Here is a 13,994-nt window from a genome sequence, read left to right as displayed (position 1 = left end):
TATAGTTCTTTCTGCCTTGCATACCTTTAATTTACGGATTTCAGCAGATTTATAAAAGCAAGAATTGATGTTTGTCGGAGTTCTGCAACAGCCACCAACGTTTTTTTAGAACCCTTTAATAAATCTTAGCACTCATTGTTTTGATTCACTATCAAAAGAAGGGCTGTCGGAGCAATATTGTTAAAGTTTAGTTAAATCAGTGTCCCTTTCGGTGTCACCAAAAATTTCACCTTATGAAAAGCCTTAAAACAGTGGGTTTTTCCATTTCGAAAAAGACCCTCTTCCTCCGCTGAGAGATACCATCTCAAAACAAGAAACCCTGTAAATCAATAATTTACAGGGTTTATTTTTACACCTTTGATGGCACCTCATTGGATTTTTAGTCTTCTTTGCCCATACGACCAATAGCGCAGCTCAAATAAGATTTAGCCTGACTAATTCTTGGATTGTTTTTACCCATCAAAGGGTAACCCAACTTGGAAAGTTCCTTCTTTACAGCTTCAAAATCTTCATTGCCCTCATATCCAAAGGAAACCTCATCAGTTTCCACATTTACAAAAACATCTTCTATACTCTTTAGAGCACTTATTTTCTTCTTAATTGTATTTGCGCAACCACCGCATTTTAAATTCTGAATTTTCACCGTTGTATTCATTGTATAAAGATCTAGTTTATAGGTTATAACATTGTGGTAGGTGCTTCATATTTGGAGATATCAAATTTACCAGAGGCTTTCATGGCATTGAAACCTCCTTTGACATCAATTAGGTTTTCATAGCCCATTGACCTTAAAATGGATACAAATACCATGGACCGATACCCACTTTTACAATGCACATAATAAATCTTTCTTTTATCTATCTCACTGAGGCTATTTTTTACATAATCCAAAGGAATATTCAGAGCATGTAGCACATGTTCACTATTGTACTCGCTTTTACGTCTAGCATCTATAATGTTAACGTGTTTATCTTCCATAATAGAGGCCAAGCGTTCCGCAGAAACGGATTTTATCCTTTCCAATGGCTTTTCAGCTTTCTTCCATGCCTTTATCCCTCCTTTCAAATAGCCCAAAGTATTGTCAAAACCAATTCGCGCCAAACGAGTTACAACTTCTTCTTCCCTTCCCTCATCGGTAATAATCAACAATGGGGTCTTTACATCCACTATTGTGGTCCCCACCCAATTGGCAAAGCTTCCGTCCAAACCAATATTGTATGAGTCTTCGATAAATCCCCTGGCAAACTCTTGGGCATTTCTAGTGTCAATGATAGTAGCGCAAGTTTCTTCATTTGCAGTTTCAAAAGCTTCTATATTAAGCGGTTTGGAGCCCTTTTTTACTACTTTATCAATAGTTTCATACCCTTTAATATTCAACAAAACATTCTGCGGAAAATAACCTGGAGGAGGTGTAAGTCCACTTAAAACACTATCGATGAATTCATCCCTTGTCAACGAAGGGTTCAAAGCATAGTTGGTCTTTTTTTGATGCCCCAGGGTATCCGTAGTTTCATTGCTCATCATTTTTCCGCATGCGCTACCAGCCCCATGACCTGGATACACAATGAGATTATCATTCAATGGCATTATTTTATTCTGTAACGAATCAAATAACAAACCGGCCAATTTTTCTTGAGTAAGTTCAGAAATAACTTTTTGTGCCAAATCTGGTCTGCCTACATCTCCGATGAACAGCGTGTCACCTGTAAACAGAGAAGTAGATCTTCCAGTTTCATCAATCAACAGGTAACAACAGCTTTCCATAGTATGCCCGGGCGTATGAATCAAGCGAATGATGGCATCTCCCAATCTGAACTCCTCTCCATCTTTCCCTGACACAAAATCGAACCCAGTTTGCATCGTTGTTGGTCCATATACAATTTGTGCTCCTGTTTTGTTGGCCAAATCTATATGACCTGAAACAAAATCGGCATGAAAGTGAGTTTCAAAAACATATTTAATTTGAGATTCTCGTTCTTCTGCCATTTTAATATAAGGCTCCACTTCCCTCAAAGGGTCTATAATAGCTACCTCACCATTGCTTTCTATATAATAGGCCCCTTGGGCCAAACATCCAGTATAAATCTGTTCTACTTTCATGATTCGTCCATGTTATAACGTATTCAACTCTGTTTCAGCAATCAAAGATTGTGACGGCCACAAAACTCTTGAAAAAACCAAAGAAAAAAACTGATATAGATCAGCTTATCCTTTTAATCAAATGAAATCCAAGAATCCAGAATACATGATCTTGGTCATATGGATTGCACTGAGGGTCTTCTATATTTGATGAATGTCATTAATCCCACTCCCATGAAAAAGATTTTAGTTCCGGTTGATTTTTCCAAACACTCGGAGTATGCTTTGGAAGTAGCTGCACAAATCGCCAGGGAAAAGCATATGGAAATCTGTGTACTGCATATGATAGGTCTTTCTGAATCCGTACTTTCCAAAAACGAAGCAGAGGAATACAAAGAGGCCCAATACTATATGAAACTGGCAAAAAAGCAATTCAAGCCATTCTTGGAAAAAGAATATTTAAATGGGTTGAAAATATTGCAGTTAGTTCAGAATTATAAAATCTTCAGTGAAATTAACACCATTGTCAAGGAACTGAATATTGATTTGGTGATCATGGGGTCGCATGGAGTAAACCGAGCAAAGGATGCTTTTGTTGGATCAAATACTGAAAAGGTGGTCCGCACCTGCGAAGTGCCCGTTATAGTCATTAAACGACCTAGGCACAACTTTACACTTAACATAGTTGTCTTTGCCTTTAATTTTAAGGATGAAATTGTTGGGACCTATAAAAGAGTCAAGGAGCTCGCTCATTTTTTTCATGCAGAAGTATACCCCGTTTTTGTAAACACACCTTCCATTAAATTTCTAAGCAATACCACTATTGAAGAAAAACTGGCATATTATAAAGAACGATTTGATATTCAAGATGAGGTAGTTGTTTACAACGACACTTCAATAGAAAAAGGAATCTTGAACTATGCCAAAAAGATGAACGCTGATGCAGTGGTCATTCCCACCCATGGAAGAAAAGGAATTTCCCATTTTATAAAGGGCAGTGTTGGCGAGTCAATGGCAAATCATGCCAATATTCCCGTAATAACCTTCAAAACAAGTACTTAAACTTTATTGAAAAAGCAATTGCAAATTGGCAAGTGCGATGAGTTCAGCCTTGTTTTTACCATAAACTGTATTGGCAATGGCATTGGACGTGTCCAAAATGAGCACTTTGATATAAGAATTGAACTTATCCTTATGATTTGTGTAAAATGATTTAAACTCACCAAAACTGCCCTCAGCATCGGCTTCATATTCCAATAATCGATTAAAAACAGCTTCAATCTGAAACGCAGCATCCTCCCCATATTCGTTTTCAATATCATCCACATCCAACCAATATTTTCTGATAAAGGTTTTCAATTTATCAATTTCTTCTGCCCGGACACTCTTATCTGCCATGGCAATGTAATAGAATAGCTTTCCCAAGTTTTCGTAAAACTCATTGCCCTCTATTTGTGACTGCTTCATTTTATTCATTTTTTAAAGCTCTCACCAAATGTAAGTTTACCAAATACTTCTGGATATGACCATTGTCAATTTTGCAATCTTATCATCTAAATGAAAAAACGCCGCCATCAACATTATACAATCTTCTTAATCGGTTTTTGTACTTTTAGATAGAGTAAATGTGGTTAATCCTGTAACAGACTGACCATCAAACAATCCTGGTTTACCTGATTTTTGTCGACACTCAAATTCATAATCTGTGTCTTGAAATTATGGTTTATCCAAAAGAAAAGAACATGCAAGTTTTTGAAAAAAACAGTGAAATGTTTACCCTCCTGTCCGAAGGGGTATCAGAAGGAATTATCGTAGTCAATGAAAAACAGATTATTGTCGCAACCAATTCAGCGGCCAATGAAATGTTTGGATATGATATGGACGAGCTTATAAATCAGCCATTGAACACTTTGATTCCTGTCAAATTCCATCATGGACATGGTGGTCATTTCAAAAACTTTTTGCAACGTGGCGAGAAGCGAAAAATGGCAGAAGGGCGTGAACTTTTTGGGCTTCGCAAAAATGGCGAGGAATTTCCTATTGAGGCAGGTCTCAACCCTTTCCATTTGCAAGGCGCTACATATATCATGGCTTTGATCATGGATGTTTCGGTCAGAAAGGCCATTGAAAAAGACTTAAACCTGAGGAGCAAGGCTTTAAGTTCGGCAATCAATGGGATTACCATTACCGATGCCAAGCAAAAAGACAATCCTGTTATCTATCTCAATGCTGCTTTTGAAAACCTTACCGGATATCCGAAAGAGGAAATTTTGAACAAGAATCTGCGTTTTTTACAAAGACAAGATAATGATCAACAAGGAGTCAAGGATTTACACAAAGCTGTAAGGGATGGGAAAAGTTGCGAAGTTGAAATTCGGAACTACAAAAAGGACGGTACCTTATGGTGGAACAAAATTTCCATTACCCCAATAAAGGACTCTAATGACGAGGTCACCCACTTTGTTGGTATACAGAACAACGTTACCGATCGTATTGAGGCTGAGGAAGAACGAAACCATTGGAATAGAATTTTTGAAGAATCCCTCAATGAGATTTATATCATTGATGCAAAAACTCTAAAGTTTTTACGTACCAATCAAGGCGCCCAAAACAATCTGGGATACAATTGGGATGAACTGCAAAAATTTACACCTGTAGACATTAAACCCGAATATAACGAGGTCACTTTTAAAAAGCTCATCTTACCCTTACGATCTGGAAAAGAAGAGAAAATTACTTTTGAGACTGTTCATCTGCGAAAAGATGGGAGCACCTATCCGGTGGAGGTTCATTTACAAAGTTCCTACATTGAACATCAAAAAGTGTTGGTAGCAATCGTATTGGACATCACGGATCGAAAGGATTATACTGAAAAATTGGAGCGAACCGTCGAGGAACGTACTCAGCAGCTTCGCCAAGCTTTGGAAAAAGAAAAAGAACTCAACGAGTTAAAAACACGTTTCCTGTCTTTGGTCTCCCATGAATTTAAAACACCCTTGAGCAGTATCCTTACTTCCACCACCTTACTGTCAAAATACACCGAATCCGAACAACAACCGAAAAGAGACAAACATATTACAACCGTAAGAAACAAAGTAAAACAATTGGATAACATCCTCAACGATTTTTTATCGATTGAGCGACTAGAAACTGGTAAGGTAAAATACAATTTGGAACAGTTTCCGTTGAGCAAGGTGGTCAATCAAGTTATTTATGATGCCAATCTACTGCTGAAGTCGGGACAGAAAATTAACTATCCTGAGGGTATAGATGACGTTGTTATCACATTTGATGAGAAAATTTTTGAGTTGGTCCTATCCAACCTTGTTCATAACGCCATAAAATATTCTCCTGAAAACACCACAATTAACCTTGAAGTCCTCAAAAACAATGGCAGTTTGCAATTGATGGTCAAGGATCAGGGAATTGGTATTCCTGAAACAGAACAAAAGTTTATCTTTAATAGATATTTTAGGGCAAACAATGCATTGCTAAATCAAGGTACCGGTATTGGTTTGAACATTGTAAAACAGCATCTTGAAAATATGGGCGGTAACATTTCGTTCACCAGCCAAGAAAATACCGGAAGTACTTTTATTGTTGAAATCCCCACTAATCTAGAAGAACCAAAAGACAGATGAAAACAATATTACTGATAGAAGACGACCTAGCGCTAAGAGAAAATACGGCTGAATTGTTAGAACTCAGTGATTACATGGTACATACAGCTCCAAACGGTAAAATTGGCATTCAAATGGCCAAAGAAAAAATGCCAGATATTGTAGTGTGCGATATTATGATGCCAGAAGTGGATGGATACGGTGTACTAGAAGAACTTTCATCTGACGAGACCACAAAGCATATCCCATTTATTTTCCTATCGGCCAAAACCGAGCACAAAGAAATTAGGAAAGGAATGGATATGGGAGCCGATGATTACCTAACCAAGCCTTTTGAGGAGGAAGATCTAATCAGTGCCATTGAAAGTAGATTGGCCAAGGCGGAAATCCTTAAAAACATGACTTCTGCGTCCGTTTCTACAAAACAGCATGGAAATGAAATGCGCTCATTAAACGAATTGAAGAATTTTTTTGATGACAATGGTGAAATCCTAGAATACGATAGAAATGACTGTATTTATAAAGAAGGTGAACATTCCAACAAGATATTTTTGATACTAAAAGGTGTGGTAAAGTGCCATAAAATGGATGAAGATGGGAAGGAACTAATCACTTCGTTACATCGTGCAGACGATTTTTTGGGTTTTACCTCATTTGTAGATAATGTTCCATACTTAGAATCGGCAACCGCCGTGGAACCAACAGAATTAGCTGCCATTTCAAAAGCCGATTTGAAAGATGTACTAGAAAACAACCACACCGTTTCTTTGGAACTTATGGAATTGTTATCTGAAAATATTACGGGTTTTAAAGATCAATTACTTCAAATGGCCTACAGTTCCGTACGCAAAAAAACGGCACAAACACTTTTACAATTTGCCGAGATTTTGAATAGAAAGGTTGAAGAGCCCATTAAAATATCCCGTAGTGATTTAGCTAGTGTTGCAGGAATAGCCACAGAAAGTCTGATCAGGACGCTGTCAGGGTTCAAAAAAGAAGGACTCATCGACATTGAAGGTAGGAATATTCGTATTCTTCAGCTTAAACAATTACAATACATCAATTAAAAAGTTGTTTTTATGACATTCGTCATTATTACAGTCTTTTTGCAAGGCTACATTTGTAGTTGTGTCAAACTATCCTACAAAAAATATTCTTGTCCCAGTAGATTTTTCCGAAAATTCCTGGAATGCCCTATCCTATGCTGTTGCGCTTTATAAGAAGATAAGGTGTAACTTTTATATCCTCCACGTTGCAAATCTAAAGGACCAACACATTGATGCTGCCAGGCTATTCCCTACACCCGCAGATTTTGGAAATCAAACCGTGTTTGACAAAAAAAAGCTTCTTGATGTTTTTCTTGATAAAACCGGTCATCATTTTGATAATGAAAACCATGATTTTTCGGGGCATATGGAATACGGCAACTTATTGGATGCTGTGAGGAGACAGATGTCAGAAAAACAGATTGACCTCATTGTCATGGGAACCACAGGTATTCATAACCTTAAAAAAAAGGTTATGGGTAGCAACACAGGTGCTATCATTACCCGGGTTCGTTGTAATTCTCTTATAGTTCCAGAAAAGGCACAATATAAACCATTGCGGAGCATTGCTTTTCCTACCGATTTCAATATTTTTTACACTCCAAAAGTATTGAAGAGCCTTTCAGAAGTTCTAAATCTCAATACCTCTAACCTACATGTGGTCCATGTATCCAACAGCCAGGTAGGTTTCACCGATGGCCAAAAAGCAAACAAAGACTATTTATTTGATTATTTGGATGAGGTTTTCCCAACAAATCATGACTTTGCTATTATCCGTGATAAAAAAATAGTACATGCCATTCAAGATTTTGTTAGTGAAAACAACATTGGTATGATAAGTATGATTGCCAGAAACTTAAATTTCTTGCAGCAGTTGTTCTTTGATTCAAAGGTGAAAATCATGAGTTTTCATACCTCAGTGCCTATGATGGTAATCCACGAATAGTCTAATCCACACATTTTTAAGGGAATAGTGATATTTATCATTTGGTAATTGGCTTTTCACCGATACTTTTAGAATGGTACAAAGTGAATAGCAATGAAAAAAATCCTGATACCTACCGATTTTTCAAAAAACGCAGATCATGCCATTGATTATGCGCTAAACCTTTTTAGGTGTAGTCGTGCCAATTTTTATTTTGTTCATGCCTATGCAGATGAGGCGTATCAAATAGGCGGATTCAAATCCAAGACCAATCTGGACACCATCAAGAACAAATTAGAATCGAAAGTAAAGCTGGCAATAGAAAATACCCTTGCGCGTATCCAAGATCCTGTATCCAATCCTAAACACAATTATTCAAGTATGGTGGTTTTTGAATCTTTGGTAGATAGTGTAAACAATTTGGTAGATCAAGAGAACATAGATCTAGTGGTAATGGGAACCAAAGGAACCACCATGGAAAAGACCATCTCTTTTGGGAGCAACACCGTTCAAGTTTTTAAGTATGTAAAATGTCCTGTATTGGCAATTCCGGATAATTATAAATACCAAGAGCCCAAGCATATACTTTTTCCAACAGATTACCAATTACCCTATAAACGCAGAGAACTTAAGCTTTTAGATAATATTGCAGGTTTCTTTAAATCTGAGGTTCACTGTGTCTACTTTACACAGTTTGAAACTTTATCACACAGGCAGGAAGACAACAAACGTTTTGTGGAGGGAACCCTTTCCAGATCTTATCTGTTTTTTGAAACCCAACAGGCAAATAGTGTACAAGAAGGTATTTCCAACTATAGGGAAAATCATGAAGTAGATATGTTAGTGATGATAAACTCAAGACATTCTTTTTTGGAAGATATGTTATACCGAAGTACAGTAGATAAAATGGGCCTCAATACCGAGGTCCCTTTTATGGTGATGCAAAATATTTCCAGATAGTATAAAACCTTGACAATGAAACAGATTTTAATACCTACGGATTTTTCAAACAATGCATGGAACGCCATTACCTATGGGCTCAACTTTTTAAAAGACGAGCAGTGTAATATCCATTTTTTGCACGCCTATACTCCTGCATTCTATAGAATGGACTATGTTATAGGTGGACCTACATTTAGTGCAATACCAGATTCCAGCGTAGAGCTTTCACTAATAGGTCTAGAAAAGACTGTCAATGATGTCAAAGAAAAATTTCCGAACCCCAATCATAAATACAACATGCTTTCATCCTTTAATACCCTAACAGATGAAATCAAAAATGCCTGTGAAAAATGGGAAGTGGTCCTAATTGTTATGGGTACTCAAGGTGCTACGGGTGCCAAAGAGGTTTTTTTGGGAACCAACACAGTTCATACCCTTCGCAAAGCCGAAGTGCCTGTTTTGGCCATTCCCGAAAATTGTGAGTACGAAAAGGTAAAGACCATTTTGTTTCCAACTGATTATTTGAGCGATTACAAAATGGAAGAACTGGGATTCTTGTTAAATCAGGTGAAAACAATCAATGCGAAAGTTATTGTACTACACGTTAACGAAAGGGCCCATATTTCAGAAAATCAGAAAAAAAACAAGCAGTTATTGGCAGAAAAATTGAAGGATGTAAAGCACAAATTTGTATGGGATAATGAAAACCTCATGCCAAATGCAATTCATCAGTTTACACGAGAAAATGATATTGACCTTTTGGTCATGATGAACAGAAAGCACAACTTTTTTGAGCGACTTTTGATTAAACCTAATGTGGATACTATTGGTTTTCATACCATCATTCCATTTTTGGTAATACCCGACACTGCTCCAATTATAACCTAAAAACATCTCATGAAAAATATTCTTTTGCCAACAGACTTTTCCCAGAATTCATTGAATGCCATTCACTATGGCATGAAACTTTACGCAAATCGATATTGTGAGTTCTATTTTCTAAATGCCTTTCAAATAAACATGTATACTTTGGACAACATGATGGTCCCAGAACCGGGAGATAATACCTATGATACAGCCAAAAAACATTCAGATGAAGGATTTGTAAAGCTAAAGGCTATTTTAAATCTACAGGAAAGTAATCCAAAACATTCCTACCGCACCATTTCCACCTTTAACTATCTTTTGGAAGCGGTACGGGACACCATTGCCAAAAAAGATATAGACTTGGTTATTATGGGCACTAAGGGTCTTACAAGTTCTGAAGCCAAGGCCTTTGGCTCCAATACCATAAATATTATGGAAAAAATTGTAGAGTGCCCGGTAATGGCCATTCCCGAGCAATTTGATTACTCCCCTCCCAAGCAAATTGTATTTCCAACCAACTATAAGGCCCATTTTAAACGAAAGGAACTAAAATACCTGTTGGAAATTGCAGAACTGCATGACTCCCAAATCCATGTGATACATGTGGAACGTGAATCCAAACTCAGCAAGAAACAGGAAAACAATAAAAAACTTTTGGAAAGCATCTTTGATGGTATTGATTTTGAAAACCATACCCTACCAAAAGATAAGGTCCAGAAGGCTATTTTCTCATTCATTGAAAGCCGAAAATGTGACATGATCGTCTTTGTGAACAAAAAGCATTGGTTCTTTGGTAGCATTCTGGCCAATCCGCTGGTAAAAGAGCTTGGTTATGATGCCACAATTCCCATTTTAGAACTTAACGATAACTCCTAAAACAAAACCTCATGAAGAATATTGGTATCTGGATGGACAAGCAAAAAGCAAAAATTGTTACGTTTAAAGACGGTACAGAGTGCATGGAGACCCTAAACTCCGAAATTGAGTTTTTTAACCCAAAAGGAGGTTCACGCTCCAAAACCAGATGGGGTCCACAAGATGTGGTTCAGGACAGTAAATATTTGGAACGTGAAAAACATCAAATGAAAGACTATTTTAAAAGGATACTTCCCTTTTTGAAGGATGCAAATGGTATTGCATTGTATGGCCCAGCAGAAATTTTTGAAAAATTCAATACAGAATTGGAAGAAAACCATCCTGAAATTGCAAAAAAGGTAAAAATAGCGACCAAAAAAGATAGCATGACCGACAATCAGGTCAAAGCTCTGATTCGTGATTTCTTTAAGGTTGATTGATTCGCCCTCATTTAAAAAACCAACACTTACAATTTCATCCCATAGGATAAGTCTCCGGCATCTCCCAATCCCGGGATAATATATCCTTTACTGTTCAGATCATCATCAATAGCAGCAATCCATAATTGTGTTTCCTTCGGAAATACTTTTTCTACATGTGAAACTCCTGCCCTAGAACCAATTACAGAGATGATATGGATTTTTTTCGGTGTCCCATGTTTCTCCATGGCCTTTATCACATTTTCTAAGGTCTTTCCTGTTGCCAACATTGGGTCCGTGAGCACCAAAGTCTTTCCTTCAAGGGATGGAGCTGCCAAATATTTTACAATAACCTCAAAATCATCGCCTCCATTTGGGTGATATCTGTAAGCTGAAATAAATGCGTTCTCGGCACCGTCAAAATAATTTAAAATGCCATTATGCAACGGCAACCCAGCTCTAAGCACAGAGCACAAAACAAGCTGGTCGGTTGGCAATGTTATTTTTTTAACTCCAAGTGGAGTATTAACGTTGGTGTTTTCATATTCCAAGGTTTTGCTCATTTCATATCCTAAAACCTCTCCTATTCTCTCGATATTTCTTCTAAAACGCATTGCATCCTTTTGTATGTCAACATCACGAATCTCAGAAATGAACTTTTTTAGAAGCGAGTTTTCTTGGTCAAATTGGTGAATTATCATCTACATCTGGTTTTATTCTCAAAGGTAAAAGCTTTCAGACAAGTGAAAAGGCAATTTCCATCATATCCTTAAAGGACGTTTCCCGTTCCTCAGCACTTAATTGCTCACCGGTTACCAAAGAATCGGAAATAGTTAGTATGGCAAGAGCGTTCACATTGTATTTAGCAGCCACGGTATAAAGTCCTGCTGCTTCCATTTCCACACAAAGTACTCCATATTTTGCCCATAATTTATAGGATTCACGGTCGTCTTCATAAAACTCATCAGAGGAAAGTACATTGCCGGCATGTATGGAGATATCTTCCTTTTGGGCATATTGAACAGCTTTTATAAAAAGTTCAAAACTTGCCGTGGGTGAATAATCTGAATTTACAAAACGAGTATTGTTAATACCAGAAGTTGTTGAGGCAGCCATGGCAAGAACTACATCTTTGAGCTTTACATCCTCTTGGTATGATCCTGCTGAACCTACTCTAATGAGGTTCTTTGCACCATAGTTATTGATCAATTCATGAAAATAAATCAAGGCCGAAGGAATTCCCATACCGCTTCCCTGTACTGAAACTCTTTTACCCTGAAATAAACCAGTATAACCCAACATACCCCGAACATTGTTGTAACAATGTGCATCTTTAAGAAAGGTTTCTGCTATCCATTTGGCTCGTAAAGGATCTCCAGGCAACAAAACGGTATCTGCAATTTCTCCTTTTTTGGCCTTAATATGTAAACTCATAAATCTGATTTTGAGGATTCTTCGATAAGTTTAGGGCCTGATGATGTTCCTATACGTGCAACACCCATTTCAATATACTTCAAGGCCGTTTCACGATCTCGAATACCTCCTGAAGCTTTGATCAAAGCCTTGTTGCCAACTGCTTCCTTCATCAATTCCACATCCTTAAAAGTGGCACCACCACTTCCAAAACCAGTAGAAGTCTTTACAAAATCTGCTCCTGCAGAAACTGCCAGATGGCAAGCTTTTTTAATCTCTTGGTCTGACAAAAAGCAGTTTTCCAATATTACTTTGAGTGTTTTCTGGCCCAATTCCTTTTTTACTTGGAATATTTCATCCCGCGCTTGTTCGTTCAACCCAGATTTTAACCATCCTATGTTAATAACCATATCCACTTCATTCGCTCCTTTTTCAACACAGTCGCGAGCTTCAAAAATCTTGGCCTCTGTAGACATTGCACCTAGTGGAAAACCAACCACAGCGGCCAATTTCACTAAAGTTCCTTTTAATTCTTCCTTTGCCGTGGTCACATGACAGCCATGTACACATACAGCCTTAAATTGATATTGAATAGCTTCCCTGCACAGTTCTTTAATATCGGCTACGGTTGCCGTTGGACTTAAAAGGGTATGGTCAATATAATCTTGTAAATGCATGCGATGATTTAAAGTGTTGTTGATCAGTTGTTCAAAAGATCTTTCAATTGCCGTAAAAATACCATTTCGGACATGTTTTTGCCTGCAAATGAAGAAGCAATGGAATCAGCAGTCTCAATAACAAGCTTTGTGACCTTAGGCCCAAATTTTTCAGGGTGTTCTTTATAAAACTCTTCAAAATCAGAAAAATATGTGCTTCCCACCTTTTTCTCCTCTTGCAACCAATCAAAAACTATTTCTATTTGAAAAGCGGAATCTGTGCCAAATTCATCTTCCATCCCATCAACATCCAACCAGTGTTGGCGAACATATTTACGTAACCTCTCCACTTCTACCGGTCTTACCATACCATCCGTCATTGCCATGGCGTAATACAATTTACCTAAACTTTGATAAAACTCGTTACCTACTTTTTCTGAATTCAACATAATAAAAGCATTTATTCCTTAACAAAAATAGGGCGGTATGCTTTCATTTTTAATGACATGCATCAGAATTTGAAATTAGAGACCATCTATTATACCGATGGTGTTCTTGAAAAGAGTAATCTTCATATCTGACGTTCTAGCAAAAACCAAACTGATTTTTGTCATTCTTCTTTTGGGGTTTATGGTCTACATTAGTTAAAAGTCAAATCATAGACTAAAACTCAATCAAAAATTGGAAACTGATCAAATTAATTTTTAATACCATGGAAAAGCAAAAAAAACGATACAGTTATGCAGAATGGTTAAGTGCTGATGAAATGCACCGCGCTTCTTTGAATTGGTTATCCGAATTACATTTTTGTGCTGATGAACAGACTTTCTTGAACGGTTTGGTGAAATCATACACACCCCAACTTACGGATAAGAACATTTTTGGAGAAAGTAAAAAGCTTGTCAAGGAGCTTTTGGACCTCGAAAAACAGCTTGTGAAATTGGCAAATCAGGTACAGGCGCATGAAAGATTGTTGCAAATAATGGTCGATGATATTGACCAAATCAAAATGGAAAAGGCCTATGTGGAAACACACAATGACCTTACATATAATATTCATCAATATCTCGTGGTTTACAGAGACATCAAAAAGAGAATGTTCTCCCTGTTATCTGGAATCATGAAATCTCAAAAGCAAAAAAGATTGCTCAATTAACCCTAAAAAGATTATC

At 37.3% G+C, this 13,994-nt stretch carries 16 protein-coding genes; 9 read left to right on the top strand and 7 right to left on the bottom strand.

All coding sequences use genetic code 11. The annotated features are described in order from the left end of the window. Nucleotides 1-379 precede the first annotated feature (379 nt). Nucleotides 380-655, bottom strand: a complete 276-nt coding sequence (locus CRO15_RS12670; protein ID WP_097046176.1) for a heavy-metal-associated domain-containing protein — start codon at nucleotides 653-655, stop codon at nucleotides 380-382. Nucleotides 656-678: 23 nt separating this feature from the next. Next, nucleotides 679-2,100 (bottom strand): MBL fold metallo-hydrolase, encoded by a 1,422-nt coding sequence (locus CRO15_RS12665; protein WP_097046175.1) that lies wholly within the window; start codon nucleotides 2,098-2,100, stop codon nucleotides 679-681. Between the two features lie 213 nt (nucleotides 2,101-2,313). On the opposite strand from CRO15_RS12665, the gene CRO15_RS12660 reads away from it, so the two are divergent. Beyond that, nucleotides 2,314-3,141 carry a universal stress protein gene (locus CRO15_RS12660; protein ID WP_097046225.1) on the top strand — a complete coding sequence of 276 codons (828 nt, stop codon included), beginning with the start codon at nucleotides 2,314-2,316 and terminating at the stop codon, nucleotides 3,139-3,141. A 3-nt stretch (nucleotides 3,142-3,144) separates the two neighbouring features. On the opposite strand, the gene CRO15_RS12655 is transcribed toward CRO15_RS12660, so the two are convergent. Continuing rightward, nucleotides 3,145-3,546, bottom strand: a complete 402-nt coding sequence (locus CRO15_RS12655) for a hypothetical protein (protein ID WP_097046224.1) — start codon at nucleotides 3,544-3,546, stop codon at nucleotides 3,145-3,147. Nucleotides 3,547-3,821: 275 nt separating this feature from the next. On the opposite strand from CRO15_RS12655, the gene CRO15_RS12650 reads away from it, so the two are divergent. From CRO15_RS12650 to CRO15_RS12620, 7 genes are all read left to right on the top strand, one after another. Beyond that, nucleotides 3,822-5,720, top strand: a complete 1,899-nt coding sequence (locus CRO15_RS12650; RefSeq protein WP_097046223.1) for a PAS domain-containing sensor histidine kinase — start codon at nucleotides 3,822-3,824, stop codon at nucleotides 5,718-5,720. Continuing rightward, complete coding sequence (locus CRO15_RS12645) at nucleotides 5,717-6,766, top strand: response regulator (RefSeq protein WP_097046174.1); 1,050 nt, start codon at nucleotides 5,717-5,719, stop codon at nucleotides 6,764-6,766. The genes CRO15_RS12650 and CRO15_RS12645 overlap by 4 nt, the downstream gene beginning before the upstream one ends. A gap of 61 nt (nucleotides 6,767-6,827) precedes the next feature. Then, on the top strand, nucleotides 6,828-7,691 hold the full coding sequence (locus tag CRO15_RS12640; RefSeq protein ID WP_097046173.1) for a universal stress protein: 864 nt from the start codon (nucleotides 6,828-6,830) through the stop codon (nucleotides 7,689-7,691). Between the two features lie 93 nt (nucleotides 7,692-7,784). After that, nucleotides 7,785-8,630 carry a universal stress protein gene (locus tag CRO15_RS12635; RefSeq protein ID WP_097046172.1) on the top strand — a complete coding sequence of 282 codons (846 nt, stop codon included), beginning with the start codon at nucleotides 7,785-7,787 and terminating at the stop codon, nucleotides 8,628-8,630. Between the two features lie 15 nt (nucleotides 8,631-8,645). Continuing rightward, nucleotides 8,646-9,500: a universal stress protein gene (locus CRO15_RS12630; RefSeq protein WP_097046171.1), complete on the top strand. Its 855-nt coding sequence runs from the start codon at nucleotides 8,646-8,648 to the stop codon at nucleotides 9,498-9,500. 9 nt (nucleotides 9,501-9,509) lie between these two features. Then, nucleotides 9,510-10,355: a universal stress protein gene (locus tag CRO15_RS12625; protein WP_097046170.1), complete on the top strand. Its 846-nt coding sequence runs from the start codon at nucleotides 9,510-9,512 to the stop codon at nucleotides 10,353-10,355. An 11-nt stretch (nucleotides 10,356-10,366) separates the two neighbouring features. Then, nucleotides 10,367-10,774, top strand: a complete 408-nt coding sequence (locus tag CRO15_RS12620) for a hypothetical protein (RefSeq protein WP_097046169.1) — start codon at nucleotides 10,367-10,369, stop codon at nucleotides 10,772-10,774. Nucleotides 10,775-10,800: 26 nt separating this feature from the next. On the opposite strand, the gene upp is transcribed toward CRO15_RS12620, so the two are convergent. The 4 genes from upp to CRO15_RS12600 are packed head-to-tail and all read right to left on the bottom strand — an operon-like array spanning nucleotide 10,801 to nucleotide 13,271. Further along, complete coding sequence (gene upp, locus CRO15_RS12615) at nucleotides 10,801-11,454, bottom strand: uracil phosphoribosyltransferase (protein ID WP_097046168.1); 654 nt, start codon at nucleotides 11,452-11,454, stop codon at nucleotides 10,801-10,803. A gap of 34 nt (nucleotides 11,455-11,488) precedes the next feature. Next, nucleotides 11,489-12,187, bottom strand: coding sequence for a purine-nucleoside phosphorylase (deoD, locus tag CRO15_RS12610; protein ID WP_097046167.1), 699 nt, complete (start codon nucleotides 12,185-12,187; stop codon nucleotides 11,489-11,491). Next, nucleotides 12,184-12,843: a deoxyribose-phosphate aldolase gene (gene deoC / locus CRO15_RS12605; protein WP_097046166.1), complete on the bottom strand. Its 660-nt coding sequence runs from the start codon at nucleotides 12,841-12,843 to the stop codon at nucleotides 12,184-12,186. Before deoC ends, deoD begins: the two co-directional genes overlap by 4 nt. Nucleotides 12,844-12,866: 23 nt before the next feature. Continuing rightward, nucleotides 12,867-13,271, bottom strand: a complete 405-nt coding sequence (locus CRO15_RS12600; RefSeq protein ID WP_097046165.1) for a hypothetical protein — start codon at nucleotides 13,269-13,271, stop codon at nucleotides 12,867-12,869. A 263-nt stretch (nucleotides 13,272-13,534) separates the two neighbouring features. Here CRO15_RS12600 and CRO15_RS12595 point away from each other — a divergent pair, with 263 nt between their 5' ends. Continuing rightward, complete coding sequence (locus CRO15_RS12595; protein ID WP_097046164.1) at nucleotides 13,535-13,978, top strand: hypothetical protein; 444 nt, start codon at nucleotides 13,535-13,537, stop codon at nucleotides 13,976-13,978. Nucleotides 13,979-13,994 lie beyond the last annotated feature (16 nt).

The organism is Flagellimonas pacifica, from assembly GCF_900215465.1.
In the GTDB taxonomy this organism is placed as follows: domain Bacteria; phylum Bacteroidota; class Bacteroidia; order Flavobacteriales; family Flavobacteriaceae; genus Flagellimonas; species Flagellimonas pacifica.
Note: the sequence above shows the minus strand (reverse complement) of the source record. Positions and strands in the feature narration are given on the sequence as shown.